Source organism: Lysinibacillus sp. G01H (assembly GCF_028872195.1).
In the GTDB taxonomy this organism is placed as follows: domain Bacteria; phylum Bacillota; class Bacilli; order Bacillales_A; family Planococcaceae; genus Lysinibacillus; species Lysinibacillus capsici.
On the sequence record NZ_CP118397.1, the window covers coordinates 3,193,856 to 3,211,049 of the forward strand.

The 17,194-nt window shown below is 39.2% G+C and carries 14 protein-coding genes and 1 other annotated feature; of the genes, 3 read left to right on the forward strand and 11 right to left on the reverse strand.

The annotated features are described in order from the left end of the window. Positions 1–34: 34 nt before the first annotated feature. The 7 genes from recJ to PSR12_RS16305 all read right to left on the reverse strand — a co-directional run bounded on the left by recJ (position 35) and on the right by PSR12_RS16305 (position 8,252). On the reverse strand, positions 35–2,353 hold the full coding sequence (recJ, locus tag PSR12_RS16275; RefSeq protein ID WP_263082183.1) for a single-stranded-DNA-specific exonuclease RecJ: 2,319 nt from the start codon (positions 2,351–2,353) through the stop codon (positions 35–37). Between the two features lie 141 nt (positions 2,354–2,494). Beyond that, a complete protein-coding gene (trpA, locus tag PSR12_RS16280; RefSeq protein ID WP_274769754.1) occupies positions 2,495–3,286 on the reverse strand; it encodes a tryptophan synthase subunit alpha in 792 nt (263 codons plus the stop codon). Beyond that, on the reverse strand, positions 3,283–4,494 hold the full coding sequence (gene trpB, locus PSR12_RS16285; protein ID WP_221679929.1) for a tryptophan synthase subunit beta: 1,212 nt from the start codon (positions 4,492–4,494) through the stop codon (positions 3,283–3,285). The genes trpA and trpB overlap by 4 nt, the downstream gene beginning before the upstream one ends. Further along, positions 4,494–5,108 (reverse strand): phosphoribosylanthranilate isomerase, encoded by a 615-nt coding sequence (locus tag PSR12_RS16290; protein WP_274769757.1) that lies wholly within the window; start codon positions 5,106–5,108, stop codon positions 4,494–4,496. Before PSR12_RS16290 ends, trpB begins: the two co-directional genes overlap by 1 nt. Next, the gene (gene trpC, locus PSR12_RS16295; RefSeq protein WP_257520254.1) at positions 5,105–5,896 is read right to left on the reverse strand and encodes an indole-3-glycerol phosphate synthase TrpC; all 792 of its coding nucleotides are present in this window, start codon (positions 5,894–5,896) and stop codon (positions 5,105–5,107) included. Before trpC ends, PSR12_RS16290 begins: the two co-directional genes overlap by 4 nt. Continuing rightward, the gene (gene trpD / locus PSR12_RS16300) at positions 5,896–6,924 is read right to left on the reverse strand and encodes an anthranilate phosphoribosyltransferase (protein WP_221679923.1); all 1,029 of its coding nucleotides are present in this window, start codon (positions 6,922–6,924) and stop codon (positions 5,896–5,898) included. The genes trpC and trpD overlap by 1 nt, the downstream gene beginning before the upstream one ends. A 5-nt stretch (positions 6,925–6,929) precedes the next feature. Continuing rightward, the gene (locus tag PSR12_RS16305; RefSeq protein WP_263082186.1) at positions 6,930–8,252 is read right to left on the reverse strand and encodes a chorismate-binding protein; all 1,323 of its coding nucleotides are present in this window, start codon (positions 8,250–8,252) and stop codon (positions 6,930–6,932) included. Positions 8,253–8,351: 99 nt separating this feature from the next. Further along, positions 8,352–8,588: a binding site (T-box leader), on the reverse strand. A 321-nt stretch (positions 8,589–8,909) separates the two neighbouring features. On the opposite strand from PSR12_RS16305, the gene PSR12_RS16310 reads away from it, so the two are divergent. Beyond that, positions 8,910–10,598 (forward strand): methyl-accepting chemotaxis protein, encoded by a 1,689-nt coding sequence (locus PSR12_RS16310; protein WP_257520257.1) that lies wholly within the window; start codon positions 8,910–8,912, stop codon positions 10,596–10,598. 103 nt (positions 10,599–10,701) lie between these two features. On the opposite strand, the gene secDF is transcribed toward PSR12_RS16310, so the two are convergent. After that, positions 10,702–12,969, reverse strand: coding sequence for a protein translocase subunit SecDF (gene secDF / locus PSR12_RS16315; RefSeq protein WP_274769761.1), 2,268 nt, complete (start codon positions 12,967–12,969; stop codon positions 10,702–10,704). Positions 12,970–13,315: 346 nt separating this feature from the next. Beyond that, positions 13,316–13,624, reverse strand: a complete 309-nt coding sequence (locus tag PSR12_RS16320) for a post-transcriptional regulator (RefSeq protein ID WP_221679915.1) — start codon at positions 13,622–13,624, stop codon at positions 13,316–13,318. A 93-nt stretch (positions 13,625–13,717) separates the two neighbouring features. Here PSR12_RS16320 and PSR12_RS16325 point away from each other — a divergent pair, with 93 nt between their 5' ends. After that, positions 13,718–15,235 carry a putative polysaccharide biosynthesis protein gene (locus tag PSR12_RS16325; RefSeq protein ID WP_048395180.1) on the forward strand — a complete coding sequence of 506 codons (1,518 nt, stop codon included), beginning with the start codon at positions 13,718–13,720 and terminating at the stop codon, positions 15,233–15,235. On the opposite strand, the gene PSR12_RS16330 is transcribed toward PSR12_RS16325, so the two are convergent. Beyond that, positions 15,232–15,867, reverse strand: a complete 636-nt coding sequence (locus tag PSR12_RS16330) for a DUF421 domain-containing protein (RefSeq protein ID WP_066036504.1) — start codon at positions 15,865–15,867, stop codon at positions 15,232–15,234. The genes PSR12_RS16325 and PSR12_RS16330 overlap by 4 nt on opposite strands. A gap of 138 nt (positions 15,868–16,005) precedes the next feature. Between PSR12_RS16330 and PSR12_RS16335 the strand changes: the two genes are divergently transcribed. After that, positions 16,006–16,857, forward strand: a complete 852-nt coding sequence (locus PSR12_RS16335) for a polysaccharide deacetylase family protein (protein ID WP_221679911.1) — start codon at positions 16,006–16,008, stop codon at positions 16,855–16,857. A gap of 67 nt (positions 16,858–16,924) precedes the next feature. Here PSR12_RS16335 and yajC read toward each other — a convergent pair whose 3' ends face one another. Next, positions 16,925–17,191, reverse strand: coding sequence for a preprotein translocase subunit YajC (gene yajC / locus PSR12_RS16340; RefSeq protein WP_004226696.1), 267 nt, complete (start codon positions 17,189–17,191; stop codon positions 16,925–16,927). Between the last annotated feature and the right edge of the window lie 3 nt (positions 17,192–17,194).

Sequence of the window (17,194 nt, forward strand, 5' to 3'; positions counted from 1 at the left end):
TTCTTGCTCCTCCTACGAAACGTTATACGTCCGTTTATGTTAATCGTTCATCAAACCATTGTTTTAATTCTATATAAGGAGCATAAACAAGCTTTTGCTCCATTTCAATCTGTTCTGAACGTTGTTTGTAAGACGGTGCCTCTGTTAGTGCTTGTTTTGGAGCATTCACGTTGACAGTCGTCAGTCCACCCTCCATTTTAACAAAATCAAGCTCAAAAAACACCTGTGTCATAAATTTTAATGTATCTAATGGCCACCCCGTATGCTTCGCTAAATCTGCGATATGCATATCAAGCGGAAAGGCTGGTCGATTTTTCAAGAACTTATAATACCAAGCAAATTGCTCACGAGTAGGTAGACCGCTGAAGTATTGCGAGTCAGGCATATAAAAATGAGCATAAATACGTGACGGTGCTGTCTTCTGTAAAACGTCCTCTAGCTTTTGAACATTGTGTGGCAAGTCTAAGAGCACGATGTAATCACTTTGTTCAATATTTGAAAGGACTGGGTCAACCAGTGTAATAGGTGCACCGATTAATGATTGATAATAGGTCATCGTTTCTGGACGAAAGGCGATAAACCGAGCCACGTCCTTCGGTACCGTATTCAGCCATCGAGCTGTTTGACGGATACCACGAATATCAAATAACTGCCATTCTGTAGTTTGGACATCCTCAATCATAAATTGGGCTTTTTTACGTCCCTGCCATTCGTTAATTTGCAAATCGCCTATAAAGGAAACTTTGATGCCATACGTTAATTCATCATGTAAATGCCCTTTGTTAAAACCAACACTATCCAATTTGTCATAGCCGTTTGTTATTTCCATTTTAATATGATTCTCGCCCGCTCCAATTTTACGCATGGAGGCGATTTCTACATCCTCCAGTACATACACAGGCTTAGGAAAATCTGTGCCAAATGGTCCTAGTGTTGAAATTTCCTCAATAGCATCCGCTGAAATTTCGTCTATGCTGAGCGGTATATCAATATGCACTACAGGTGTTAATTGCTCCTCTGTTAAACAGGCTCTTGCTTGAGCATCTAGGCGAGTACGTAGTTCATCCACATGCTCTAATGATAAGGTCATACCTGCAGCCATAGGATGTCCACCAAAATGCGGTAAAATATCTCGATTTTTAGCTAGTTCATTATATAGATGAAAACCTTCAATACTTCGAGCAGATCCTTTTGCTATGCCCTTTTCGGGATCAAGTGACAGCACAATCGTTGGACGGTAATACAGTTCAACGAGACGTGATGCTACAATTCCTACAACACCTGCGTTCCAGCCCTCGCCAGCAACAACAAGAACTAAGGAATTGCCGATTTTTTCATCTGCTTCAATCAGTGCGATGGCTTCATCTGTTATACTTTTCACAATATCTTTGCGCTCGGTATTGCAGGCATTTAGTTTTTTTGCCAATGCAGTTGCTTTAGCATTATCCTCCGCCATTAATAATTCGACACCAGGAGCTGCTTCACCTAGTCGACCAACAGCATTCAATCGTGGACCAAAATAAAAGCCAATCGTTTCTTCTGTAATTTTCGTCTGCTCTGTACTGGCTATGTCACACAACGCTTGTACCCATGGGCTAAGAGAACGACGCATTTCTTGTATGCCCCGCTTCACGAGATAGCGATTTTCGTCCACCAACGGAACCAAATCTGCAACAGTGCCAATCGCCACAAATTCTATTAGATGGCTTGGTAGTTCACCATAAAGAGCATGTGCCAGCTTAAAGGCAACCCCTACTCCTGCTAGCTCGCCAAATGGATATTGCCCTTCTGGTATTCGGGGATGAAGGATAATATCTGCTGGTGGTAGCTCCTCACCTGGCTCATGGTGATCTGTCACAATGACATCCATACCAAGCTCCTTCGCTACTCGAATAGGCTCAATACCAGATATACCATTATCCACTGTAATGATTAACTGTACACCCTCTTCATAGGCCTCCCGAAATAGGGCTTCATGCGGACCATAGCCATGGATAAAACGATTCGGAATTTTAAAGGAGACGTCTGCTCCAAGATCTAGTAAAACATGTAACATAACGGTTGTGCTTGTCACACCATCGGCATCATAATCACCATACACTAAAATTTTCTCACCATTTTCTAGTGCTTGTTCAATTCGTGCTACCGCTTCAGCCATACCATGCATAAGAAATGGGTCATGGATATTTGCCTCAGTCATATTTAATAAGCTTTCTGCCTCAGCCGTTGTTTCGCAGCCTCGTGCTGCTAAAATTTTTGCTGCAATCGCAGAAAGTTGTAAGTCATTTTGTAATGCTTGTACAAGTGTTGCGTCAGGACGCTCCACCTGCCATCTTTTTTTCGATAGAATCATCTTCTCACTTCCTTACGAAAGCTATTATACCGAATTTCTATAGGTTGCGCACTATCCGTTAGATTGATAGTTTTATCCATCACTTTTTAATTTCTATCTGTCACTTTCTCCTTTCTTTCATCATTTAAAAAGCCTACTCTTCTAAAGAGTAGACTTTTCTAACATACCTTTCGAGGCGGCTACTAAGGCTTCCACCGTTGCCAAATCTCCTTCGTGTATTGCTGTAACAATGGCACTACCGACAATTACACCATCTCCCAAAGCTCCCATCTTTTTCACTTGCTCAGGTGTCGAAATACCAAAGCCTGCAAGCACAGGGATTGGACTTGCTTGACGTAAGCTTGCAAAATGCTGTTCTAAATTATTGGCAAAACGCGATCTTGCTCCTGTGATCCCATTCACGGTCACTGCATAAACAAAGCCCTGACTAACTGCTGCGATACGTGCTATACGCTCTGGAGGGCTTGTTAATGAGACGAGTTGTACCATATCAATGCCATATGGATTTAGTGCCTCACGTAACAACCCGCTCTCTTCCAATGGAACATCTGGTACAATTAATCCCTTAACTCCCCCAGCTATACAGGCTTGCGCAAAAGGCTTTAAGCCATATGCTAATACTGGATTGAAATAAGTCATGACTACGAGAGGCACTGTTATTTCATCTCTAAATGACGCGAGTGTTTGCAACACGCTTCTTAATGTCACACCAGCTGCGAGTGCACGTTCTCCTGCTCGTTCGATCGTTGGACCATCAGCGACAGGATCTGTAAAAGGAATCCCTACTTCAATAGCTGTTACCTCTAATTGCTGCAGTTTTAAGATAGTCGGCTTAATGGTCTCTAGCCCTCCGTCACCTGCCATGATATAAGGTATAAAAGCCTTATGACCTGCAGCTTTTGCCTGTTCGATCGCTTGCTGTATAGTTGTCATTTAACATCCCCTCCTAGTGCTGCTCGAACTGTGTGAACATCTTTATCTCCTCGACCAGATAAGCACACAACAATGATTTGATCTTTTGCCATGGTCTTTGCAAGTTTAGCCGTATAAGCAATGGCATGAGAACTTTCAAGTGCAGGCAGTATCCCTTCCGTTCGGCTTAATAATTGTAGTGCCTCCAGTGCTTCAGCATCTGTGATGGAGTCAAATTGCGCTCGACCAATATCATGTAAATAACAATGCTCTGGTCCTTTCCCTGGATAATCTAACCCAGCTGAAATAGAATGTGCTTCTTGGACAAAGCCGTTTTCGTCCTGTAATAAATACATGTAGGCGCCATGTAATACACCTAATTGTCCACCTGCGATGGCCGCAGCATGTTTCCCAGTTTCAAGACCACTTCCTGCTGCCTCAATACCGTATAAGGCAACTGATTCATCATCAACGAATGGGTGAAACATACCGATTGCATTACTGCCACCTCCAATACAGGCAACAACTGCATCTGGTAAACGCCCCTCTTTTTGCACGATTTGCTTTCTTGTTTCTAACCCAATAACACGCTGAAAGTCCCGAACAATTTTTGGAAATGGATGAGGACCTAAGGCAGAGCCTAAAATATAGTGGGTATCTTCAACATTTGTCACCCAGTAACGTAGTGCAGCGTTCACAGCATCCTTTAATGTTTTAGAACCACTTTCCACCGATTGAACCTTTGTGCCAAGCAACTCCATACGAAAGACATTTAACTGCTGACGTTTTATATCTTCTGCTCCCATAAAAACAACACATTCTAAATTCAATAATGCACATGCAGTAGCCGTTGCCACACCATGCTGACCAGCACCTGTTTCAGCAACGATTTTCTTTTTACCCATGCGTTTGGCTAGAAGAGCTTGCCCAATCGCATTATTAATTTTATGTGCACCTGTATGGTTTAAATCTTCACGCTTTAAATAAATCTTTGCTCCATCTAGCGCCTTCGTTAAATTTTCTGCGTAATAGAGCGGTGTTTCGCGGCCAACATAGTCTTCTAAATAATAGGACAGCTCCTCTGTAAATGCAGGGTCTAGTAATGCTTGCTCATAAGCAGCTTCTAATTCAAGCAAGGCTGTCATTAATGTTTCTGGCACAAACCGACCGCCAAATTGCCCAAAACGCCCTTCATTTGTCGGTACACTATTTGCGATTGATATTCCCATCATCTGCTCCCCCTCTTTACTGCCTGTAAAAAACCTTGTATTTTGGTAGAATCCTTGCTTCCATCTGTTTCCACACCACTCGAAACATCCACCATAAAAGGCCCAACATCTGTAATGGCCGCTTCAATATTGTCTACATTGAGACCACCCGCTAATAGTAATTTTTCTTTGGGAATCCTTACTTGCTCAAGGAGTGTCCAATCAAATGTGTGACCACTTCCGCCTTTAAACTCTGTACCAGGCGCGTCAAATAAATAATAATCTACCTGATAATTGGTAGCCGCTTGAACATCCTCTTTTTCTCGTATCGATAATGCCTTTATGGCGGGATAACCTTGCTCCTGAATAAATGCTGGCGTTTCCTCCCCATGATATTGCACATAATCTAAGGGCACCCGCTCTACTGCTTCCTTTAATTCGGCTGGCGTTGGATTCACAAAGACACCTATTTTTAAAACGCCTTGTGGTACATGCTTCGCTAACAGTTGGGCTTGCTCAATGGATACACGGCGTTTACTCGGTGCAAAAACAAACCCTATAGCATCTGCACCAGCATGAATAGCTATTTTGACATGTTCTTGCTCCTGTAGACCACAAATTTTGACCTTTGTCATACCGATGCCCCCTCTTTACTTACTTGCAAATCCCGTAGTGCTTGCCCAGCATCTCCACTCCGCATTAAAGCTTCACCTACCAGGACACCACTAGCCCCCATCGAGGCTACTAGCTTCGCATTGTCTCTCGACCATATGCCGCTCTCACTAATTAATACTCGATTCTCATCAAATGGAAACACATTAGCAATTTCTCTGGTGCGCTCTAGGCTTACTTCAAAGGTACGTAAATCTCGGTTATTAACGCCAATTAACTTTGCATCTACTGCAAGAGCGCGTTCAAGCTCCTTACAATCGTGTACTTCCACTAAAACTTCTAGGCCTAAGCCTGTTGCATAGCTATATAAATCACGTAAGGCATCATCTGTTAAGGCTGCCACAATTAATAAGATAATGGATGCACCTGCTGCTTTGGCAAATCGGATTTGCACTCGATCAATCATAAAATCCTTACAAAGAAGTGGCGTATCTACTGCACCAGCAACTGCTGCTAAATCTTCAAAGGAGCCTTTAAAAAATTCCTTGTCTGTTAAGACCGAAATAGCTGCTGCTCCTGCTAGTTCATAGACTTGTGCTTGAGCAACTGGGTCTGCTCCGCCAGCTATTAATCCTTTCGAAGGCGAAGCACGCTTCATTTCAGCAATGACTTGCAATGTATGGGCTTGACGCAATGATTCAATGAGCGAGCGACGTGGCGTTTCTGTAAAGTTTGCTAAAGGATCTGGCTGCTCTAATAAAGCACCTACCTCAATCTTTTTTTGCTGTAAAATTTTATTGAGTATATTCATTATCCAACCTCCACTTCTTTGATTTGCATGCTAAACGTTACAACCGCCTCTAATTTTTGTTGTGCTCTCCCGCTAAAAATACTTTCCTTTGCCATGGCTACACCCTCTTTGATGGTTTCCACTAGACCATAGCCAAATAAGCCGATGCCAGCATTTAATAGAACTGTATCTAAATAAGGACTCTGTTCCCCAGCCAATATTTTTTGCATTATCACCGCATTTTCATCTGCATTGCCACCACGAATGGCCTCTAAAGGGGCCATTTGAAGACCGACATCTTCTGCGGTTAGGGAAAAGGGAATCAGATCTCCTTTATCTACTAAAACCAATGTATTTTGACCTGCTAATGAAGCCTCGTCTAAGCCTTGTGGTCCTGAGACGACAATGGCTCGCTCACGTCCAAGCATTTGTAAGACTGAGGCATATTCCATGACAAAATTCGGTCGATTAATGCCTGTAAATTGTGTGGATAATGGGACCGGATTTGTTAAAGGGCCAACAAGATTAAAGATCGTCGGTTTTCCTAATGAACGGCGAACTTCACCAATTCTCTTTAATTTCGGATGAACATTCGGTGCATAAATAAAAGCGATTCCCTCTCTCTCTAGCAAATGGGCTGTTTGTGGGATAGAAATAGCTGTATGAATACCTAGTGCCTCTAACACATCTGAGCTACCAGAGGAGGAAGAGATTTTACGGTTCCCATGCTTGGCAATTTTGACACCTGCCCCAGCTAACACGAAAGCAGAAGCTGTACTGATATTAAAAGTATGAAGACCATCTCCACCTGTACCGCAATTATCCATATAGCTACCTTCTTTTACAGCTATATCAAGAGCAAAAGATCGCATAATAGTTGCTAATGCGGCTACTTCATGTGCAGTTTCTCCCTTCGCAGCTAAAGCTGTTAAAAAGCTTGCTATTTCTTCCTTAGGAGTATCATCTTGAAATAACCATTGCGCTGCCTGTAGCATTTCTTCGTACATGAGATGTGTTCCCTGCAGTACTTTCCTTTGTAATCGTTCCATTAGTTTTACCCCCCATTGTTCACTAGTAACTGTAAAAATGCCTGTTCTTCCTCTTGCACTTGATGTAATACGTTTTGCACATTTGTATATTTGGTAACAGTTATTGTTGCTTGCAAATGCATTGTATCCTGCTTAACTACAATAGATTGACCTGTTAAGGCAAAATCCAAATGACCATTAAATCCAATAAAGCCGAGAGCACCAAAATTACCAGCTGTATGCGGAAGCTTTGGAGCTGAAAGTGGTGATATAGTTGCTGCTAAAACATCAAGGGCATGAAGCATTGGTAAAAGCTTTCCTTCCACCCTAGTCGTCATGTGCAGTGCCTTTTTGGACCGCTGGATACGCATAGCCTCCATGACCTGAACAGAATCTCGAAAACAAATCGACTGTAATTCTTGCTGAATAGCCCTAACAAGAACTGCATGTGATTGTCTAATGCCTTCATGGTTATATAATTTGCGTTCATTTTCTAGGTCTTCATTTTTTGTTTCCCCTCGCGGATATGCTCCCTCTGTAGGAGTCGCAATAACGCTTTCACCTTTTACTCGTATTAGACTTTCAGGAGAAGTACCTAATACAACATGATCCTCAAATTCTATATAATACATATAGGCTGCAGGCTTTTTTTTGCGTAGCTGTCGATACAGAGCCAACGTATCGCCTTGAAAATTTGCTACATTGCGATTCGGCAAAACCACCCTTGTTATGTCATCATGTAAGTTGGCTTGCATTGTCTGTAAAACCGTTGCAAATGATTCATTTGTTGTAGCATCAAGCGGTTGATAACGATAAGATGCTTCGTCACTGATATGCCCGTTTACTATTTGTTGAGCCAAATCTTCCAAATCAGGTTCTTGCTTTTCTGCATCTATAGTTGTATGAATCAATGTCACTTCATCTGTTTGATGATCGAATACAATAATCGTTTCATAGACATGAAAATGAGCATCAGGCAGTTCTATTTTTTTATCTACGAACATCGTTGTACCGCCAAAGCCTATATATCCAACGGCACCACCTGAAAATGGAAATTGTGTCGTATTGGAAATACGTGGCATGAGGCGTTTAAGAAGAACAAAAAGCTCCCCTTGATGCACGTATGTTTTTCCTGTTTTATAGGAAACCTCTTGGATTTCTTGACCCACACCTGTATATGTTTTTCGTGGATTAGCCCCAATAAAGGAAAACCTTCCAGCTCCTTCATGTTGAGCAGAACTTTCCAATAAAAATTTATGTTTTCCCTGTAAACGCCTAAAAATCAAAATAGGTGTTAAAGAATCGCCATTGATCGTTTTCATTTTTGTTCTTGAACTCGTTATTTGCATAGCTACTTTGCTCCTTTTTCAAAGATTCCTTTAGCTAATGTCTAGACGAATGCTGCATGAAAATAAAAAAGCCCTCTGCAAAAAGGATTATTCCTAATTGCAGAGGACGATTATGACCGCGTTGCCACCTCATATTAGAGCATATGCTCTCACTTTTGTGCTTTATGGGTATGGTAAACCATACCTTGAAAGCACCCCTATAACGTGGGGAATCACGTTCGCTTTTTTATAAGCGACTCTCATAAGTCCATTCACATAAGCTGTAAATCAGTTTACACCAGCCACTGACTCTCTTTATTACACACTTAGGCTACTACTCTTATTCAACAATTTCTCAGCTATTCTCATCTAAACTCAGCTCATCTGTTCTGCGGCTGACCTCGCTCCCGAGACCTTCTACCTTGACCGAACAAAAAGTTAGCCTTAATTCTATGCCAATCCAATACTATTGTCAATCAATTCTGACGAAAAAAGTTAAAATTCCTATTTTATCAGCAGAGTCAAAAAGTAGGTATATTATCCTTCTATAAAAACTTATTGGAGAATAAGATTTCCTACGATTGAAAATTCCTTGACTATTGACCATGTAAATATATCAAGTTATAGTAATTTCAGAACATCAATTTTTTCCATATAATAAAAGAAAGTAGGAAGTTTATGTCCGTTCGCAAAAAATTAAATATAGGATTCATTTCCTTAACATGTTTACTTTTTATCTCAAGCATCGTATCATTTATTCAATTTAAAACAACACAGAATGATTTAGAAGAAGTATTGAAGCATCGGATGGTGCAAATCCAATTAACAGATAAAATCCAACAACAACTTGCGTCTCAAGGTTTATTTTTACGCTCCTATATTTTAAATAAGAAGGACGAAACAGCTAAGGCCAATTTAGAGCGCTATGAAAAGTTGTTACCTGAAACAGTTCATGAACTTTCTACTATTGTTCGATCAGATTATACAAAAAATATTATGCAGCAAATCACGGAATTGCAAAAAGAGTTACTATCAAATTCACAGAAAGCTTTACAAGCGTTTAATAGTGGCAACACCGATCTAGCACTCTCTATCATCAATAATGATGTTACAAAATACAATAAGGACATTTTTAAGTTAACAACTGAATTATTAGCTTATCACGATGAACAGCTTCAAAATGTTGACCAATCTGTTAATCAAACCGTTTCACGCGCTATTATCATTGCTATTAGCCTTCTCCTTGCAAGTATTATTATTGGTTTATATTTTATGCATATGGTTAAAGCCTCCATTATCCTGCCCCTACGCAAGGTTATTGGAGCAGCAGATACATTAGCACAAGGTGATTTAACAATTGCTGAGCTTGACCATCAATCAAAAGATGAGATCGGTATACTTGCAAATGCAGTCAATACATTAAAACAAAATCTAGCTGGTTTAATGACTAACATACAAGATAGTGCATCCCATTTATCGGCCGTTTCAGAAGAGCTTTCTGCTAGTACTGAAGAAGTAACCGCAACTTCTGATAATATTGCTCAACGAATTCAAAATAATGTAACACATATCACTTCTTCTGCTAGTGCCTCTCAGCAAAGTGCTGTGGCAATGGATGAAACTGCATCAGGGGTCCAACGCATTGCGGAGGCGACTCAAAGTCTTCATCATAATGCAGAAAATCTGACTCAGCTTGCCCATACAGGTGGTACAACGATTGCAACAGCAAAAGAACAGATGAATATGATCGCACTAGCAACTTCTGATATTGCAACATTAACGCAAAAACTAAGTAAGCAATCAGAAGAAATTGGACAAATTACAACAGTGATTACAGCTATCTCAGCACAAACAAATTTACTGGCACTAAATGCTGCCATTGAAGCAGCAAGAGCAGGAGAACACGGGAAAGGCTTTGCAGTCGTAGCGGATGAGGTACGAAAACTTGCTGAGGAATCGAATCAATCTGCCAATCAAATCGTTGCTATTACAAAAGAAATTCTAACAGATACGCAAAATGTAGCAGCATCAGTAGACAATGGTTTAGCTTCTGTAAAGGACGGCGTAGCCAAAATTCATGAGGCTGGAGATGCTTTCTATTCCATCACCTCTGCTGTTGCTGCATTCACAGAGCAAATTGAAGAAATTTCTGCCACATCTGAAGAAATCTCTGCTAGTGCAGAGCAGGTTGCAGCTTCTGTTACGGAAATTGCCAATGTTTCTAACGAATCAGCAACGAATTCTCATATGATTGCAGAATCTGTTGACGAACAAGTTGCGACCATGCAGCAGGTAAATACTGTCGCAGAAGAATTAAGTGAAAATGCGCAACAGCTACAAGGCTTAATCCAGCAATTTAAACTGTAAATACTATATGAAAAATCTGCTGCTTTTTTAAAAGGCAGCATTTTTTTGCATGAAAAAAGCAGAGAATAGAAAACCATTCGTTTTCCATTCCCTGCTCACTATCTTATACAGTAGGTTCGTCTGTACCCCATTGTTTTTTCTCTTTTTTGTGTAGCTTTCCATCTGTTTTTTTCATTTCACGAATTTTTAATGAATACCAGATTTGAGCTGCGATACAGATTGAAGAATACATACCTGTAATCAAACCAATCAATAAAGCGATAGAGAAGTTTTGAATAGATGGTGCACCAAAAATTAATAGGGCTACAACAACGATAATTACAGTTAATACTGTATTAACCGAACGACCCATTGTTTGACGTAGCGATTTATTCACGATATTCGCCAATACTTCACGGTCATTAATGGTATCATAGCGATTTAAGTTTTCCCGCATACGGTCAAAGGTAACGATCGTATCATTGATGGAATACCCAACAATTGTTAATACAGCTGCAATGAACGTAATATCTACTTCTAAACGCATGAAGCTAAAGACCGCAACGATTAAGAATACATCATGTAATAATGAAACAATTGCACCAATTCCCATGCGCCATTCAAAACGAATTGCCACATAAATGATGATCCCTATTGCTGCAAGAGATAAAGCCTTAATCGCATTTTTTACAAGCTCCTTACCAACTGTAGGCGATACGGTACTTACCGCTGGTTCATGACCATATTTTTCGCCAGCTTCTTTTTTAAATTCTATAATTTCTGCTTGTGTAAGGTCATCTTTATAGCGAATGACTGCTGTATTACTTTTATCACCAGAGAGTATGATATCCTCTGATGAAAAATCAATACTATCTAGATATTTGGATACTTCTTCTTTTGTTAATGTTTGATCAGATTCAATTTGGACACGAGTACCGCTTGAGAAATCAATACCTAGGTTGAGGCGGAAAATGCCAAGAACCACTAAACCAGCCACTAAAATGGCTAATGAGAATGTATAGAATTTCTTACGGTTATGAACAAAGTCAAATCGATCGAATTTCGTTGATAAATCTAATGTACCAATATTTTCATCTAGACTATGCTGTTTGGATTTTGCAATACCAAACCATGCTGGACTGTTGAAATAGCCACTGTTAACAAGTAGTCCTAATAGGACACGTGAGCCCCAAACTGCTGTTAAAAAGCTCAATAAAATACTAATAATTAATGTTGTAGCAAATCCTTTAACAGAGCTTGTTCCCCATTGGAACAATACTGCTGCAGCTAATAAAGTTGTCAACTGCGCATCAATAATGGCTGATAAAGATTGTTTAGACCCAATTTGGAAGGCTTGTTTAACGGAATAGCCTACTCGCAGCTCTTCACGAATACGTTCAGCCGCTAAAATATTGGCATCTACTGCCATTCCTATACCCAGAACAATGGCTGCAATACCTGGGAGCGTTAATACCGCATTAATCCAGTCAAAGACCACTAATACTAGGAAGGTGAACACAGCCAATGTAATAATGGAAATAAAGCCTGGTAAACGATAGTAGAATAGCATAAATAAGAAAATAACTACTACGCCGACAATACCAGCAAAAATCGTACTTTTCAGTGCTGCATCACCAAATTGAGCACCAACAGAAGTTGAATAAATTTCATCTAGTTTTACAGGCAATGCCCCTGCATTTAAAATATCTGCTAAATTTTTTGTTTCTTCAACAGAGAAGTTACCGCTAATCATAACATCTGTTGTATTTAATGTTTGACTAACAGTTGCTGCCGATGCATAGCGAGGCTTTGCCTTTTGTGATTCCGCTTTATAGGAATCGACTCCCTCTTCAAAGTCTAACCATACAACCAATAAATTTTGACCTGCGGGTTTTGCTGCTATTTTACTTGTTATATCAGCAAATTTTTTGGCATCTTTTAAAGTTAAGGATACAATCGGACGATTTTGTTGGTCAAAAGAGCCTTTAGCACCGTTTGCTTTCAAATCGTCTCCATCTAATAATAAATTATCATCAACATCACGGAATGTTAAATTCGCAGAAGTAGACAGTAACTTTCGTGCCGATTCCTGATCCTCAACACCAGCTAATTGCACGCGAATACGATTTTTGTCCTCAACCTGAATACTCGGTTCACTAACCCCCATCGTATTTACACGTTCACCAAGTGCAGTGGATGTTGCAGTGACAATTTCTGGTGTAATTTTTTGTCCTTCTTTTAATTTTTTTACCTCGTAAAGCACTTCAAACCCGCCCTGTAAGTCAAGACCAAGCTTGATGTCCTTTAAGACGCCGTTTACAGTCGTACTAATACCTGCTGCCAATAGCACGATAATCAGTAGGAATGCAACTATACGACTTTTTAGTTTCATTAATAAATCCTCCTCGAATTGGTGTAAGGGCTGTCCTTACACGCCAAACAAGTAACTAGCAATACCTTTTGAAACGTTTAATCCTCCTTTTCATCTAGAATCGTGTTACCTGTGCTTCAAAAAGGTTGCTTTACTTAATTCAATCGTTCATAACGCGCAAGTTTATCTTAGTATTATTAGATACTAGTCTTCCAAATGTCAATAAAATCATAAGTGACTTATGTAAGTAAGAACTTATTCAAAATAAAAAAAGCGCAACACACTTATTATGAAACAGGTTGCGCTTTGTGTCAATTCAACACGTATAGGATTCTTTGAAATCTTGTAAGATTTGACACATCATTGATTACGTTCTGACTGGACCAAGCAGTAATTGTAACTCGTCTGTATTGACTTCTTCAAACCAATTATTACTTTGTAAAAACTCTACTTGATTAAATGAGACGATATCAGATGGTGATACTGAAAAAATGGTAGAAATGACTTCATGTAAACGTAGTTGCTCAATTTTCTTTTTACGCCATTTTTTTTCAATACAGTAGCGCCATAGTTCTTCGGCTGTAATAGCATTATATTGATAATGCTGGAACTCTGCTATCTTACTATCAATTGCCGGACGAATCTGTTCAAATAGTTGCTCATATTGCATACTCATTTTGAATCATCTCCAATCAAAGTCGTAACGTAAGACATGCTTGCATACAAATAGTGTAAATGAATTTTTGCGGCTTGAGAAGGGACGGATGGCATGAGTTCTTTTGTACGAGGTACATTATTTTTAATGTTTGTGATTTTTTTATCTAAACTTTTTGGCTTCTTTTATAGAATGCAATTTATGCGGATTGCTGGTGAAGAGGCTGTCGGTATTTATATGACCGTCTATCCAGCGTTTATTTTCTTCATCTCACTCATTCAACTAGGACTACCTATCGCTGTGGCTAAAATAGTGGCTGAACTACTAGCAAAAAATAAACGTGAGAACATCTTTGGTGTCATGCGTACAGCCATTCTTTGGTCATTCATTGGCATGATCATTTTTATGCCACTCGTTGCACTAACAATACCATATATTTCAACAACTCTATTACATAATGAACAGACAACATTTACATTATGGATTGCACTCTTTGCTGTACCAGTATCAGTTGGATCTGGCTTATTACGTGCCTATTTACAAGGTGTTGCTAAGATAACACCGACAGCATGGGCACAAATGATCGAACAAATTGTACGTATTAGCTTCATTACTTTGATGCTACCCTATGTGGCTAATTACAATAATGCTGCTGTCACGGCTGCGGCGGCAATGGGCATTACACTGCTAGCCGAAGTTGTAGCATTCTTGTATTTATGGCTACACTATATCGTTTCCAAAAAGAAATTACTGACACGAAAAACTAAAATTGAAGGGTATCCTGCATCACCAATGTTGCGTATTGCCCTTCCCTCTGCAGGCAGTAAGCTTTTTGGTTCTTTCACTTGGTTTTTAGAGCCGATTATCTTTTTAAAAGCTTTGACTGTGGCCGGTTTAACCGCTTCTGCTGCCACTATTTTATATGGTGTCATCTCCGGTGTTTTGGTGCCATTACTGTTATTTCCAGCGTTTGTATCAACAGCCTTATCGATTGTGCTCATTCCAGCTGTTAGTGATGCCGTCGCTCGTCAGCACACCCCGCTATTACAGGAACGAATTTCGGTGTCCCTAAGATTGTCTTCGCTAGTGGGGTGCTTTGCTGCTACGTATTTCTTTGTTCATGGAGATGAATTAGCTATGAAGCTTTTCCATTTAGAAGAAAATCGTGGGTACGTTAAAATTTTAGCACCTATTTTTTATTTTTATTATATTCAAAGTCCTCTACACTCCATCTTACAGGCAATTGGTGAGGCAAGAGCTGCCATGATGAACTCCATCTATGGTGGGCTAGGTAAACTTTTCGTGATGTTTGTACTTGCCTCTCAACCAGGTATCCAGGAAAAAGGAGCCGTTGTAGCTATTGGCTTTGGGGTTTTACTAACGTCGTTCTTGCATATTGCAACAGTTAGACAACGTAAAAACCTGCGCGCTGGCTTCAGAATGTTTGTTGTGCCTTATAGTTGTTTTATTGCTGTTTGCGTCGCCCAGTATTTCCTTATTCCAATACTATCCCTACCATTTATTTTAAGTAGTGGTGTGACATTATTTTTGCTATTTACCTTTTTATTATTTACCAATCAGTTGCGTATTACCGATTTCCGTTACATTAAAAAATTAGCGAAGAAAGTCTAGGATTCCTTTAATTGGATATGCAGCTTATTGTCTTCCCAAATACAAAAAAATACCGTTTCACTGTCAGTAATATTATTTTTTGCTAGCTCACCCATTAGCCAGTCCACATCTTTATGCATAGTAAATAAATGTCTTTCTTGGATATCACCGTCGATAATCAATGGATACACAAAGGCTTTTTCATCTTTTTTATAGACAGAAAGATTGCCTGAAGGCTCTAAATACGCAAACGCTACATCTGTCACAGATGCAATTCCGTTTTCTCGTAATTGCTGACATAAATCATCTAAATTATAGCGGTGTTTTCTCATCTCGCTCTCTAAAATAACACCGTCTTTTACTAATAAAGCAGGGTCACCATCCACTAGGTCACGTATTTTTTTGAACTTTAATGACAAAAAGGCACTTAATATTTGAATAAAGAGCAAAATAATGATAGGTAGTATCGCATTAAAGAGAGGATTTTTATAATCGTCTAGCGCAAAGGCTGCTACTTCTGCAATTAATACAAATACGACCAAATCGATGACTGATAATTCACCTACTTCTCGTTTACCCATTAAACGGAAAACGATGATGATAAACACATACAAAAAGCAAGTTCTAAAAATAATATGGTAATATTCTTCCATATAAACACCCCCATACTATCAAGGTGACCTTACTTATTGTTTTTTATACAGTTTTCAAGGAATAGTCCCTACTTGTTCGTACACACTAACATAGAACTTAGATGCTTATCACAATAAACATGCAAACAAGGTGAGGACATGATAAAAAAAATAATTGTTTTCGTTTTTGTTTATATCCTTTTTCTTATTAGACCTTATCCTATTTACGGGTATCAAGAACAGGAAATACCTATTCTTATGTACCATCATTTAGAGGACAATATAAACAACACTACAGTTATTTCACCCAAAAACTTCGAAAATCAAATGAAATTACTTAAAATGGAAGGCTATCAGGCCATTTCTGCTCAGCAATTATATGATTACTTAAACGACCAAGCACCGTTACCTCAAAAGCCAGTGTTAATTACTTTTGACGATGGGTATTTTAGTAATTATGAAAAAGCTTACCCGATATTGAAAAAATATGATATGCATGCAGAAATCTTTGTGATTGCAAGCCGAATCCTAGAGATGAATGGAAACAATCACTATCCAAATGAAACTGCAAAGATGAATTGGGATCAATTAAAGGAAATGAAGGATTATATTACAATCCAGAGTCATACTTGGGACTTACATTATAAATTACCTTCAAAAAATGGTAAACTAAATGGCGCAGTATTTGGTCCTGGTATTGTGAATGGGCAACTAGAGAGTCAGGTTGAATATGAAGAAAGGGTAAGAAATGACTTTATTCATTCAAGAAAAATAATCAAAGAAAAGTTAGAATATGAACCAATAGCAATAAGCTATCCTTATGGGATTTATTCACCCTCCACCATCAAATTAGCCAAGGAAGCTGGCTTTAAAATGGCCTTTGTCATACAAAATAAACATGTGAAAAAAGGCGATTCCCTATTTACATTAAGCAGAATAACGATTAATGGCAATGATACTGGTGAGGCATTCATTCATAAATTAAAAACTGCAACTGCAAAAAACATCTAAACACAGCCATCCAATATTGTATAAAAAAGACTTACAATATCGCCTATTGTAAGCCTTTTCTTCTTTGTTACTGATTGTCATTGACAATTCGTCCAATTGCTTGACGGTCAAATTTCACTCGTACATTGTCAGCAATTTTTAATGTCACTGCTGTGTCTTCAATTGCATCAATAACACCGTGTAAACCACCAATTGTAATGACTTTATCTCCACGTTGCAAACTACTTTGCATATTTTGTGTTTCCTGCTGTCTTTTTTTAGCTGGACGGATTAAGATAAACCACATTGCAACGAACATTAATAATATTGGTGCTAATCCTAATAATTGATCCATAAT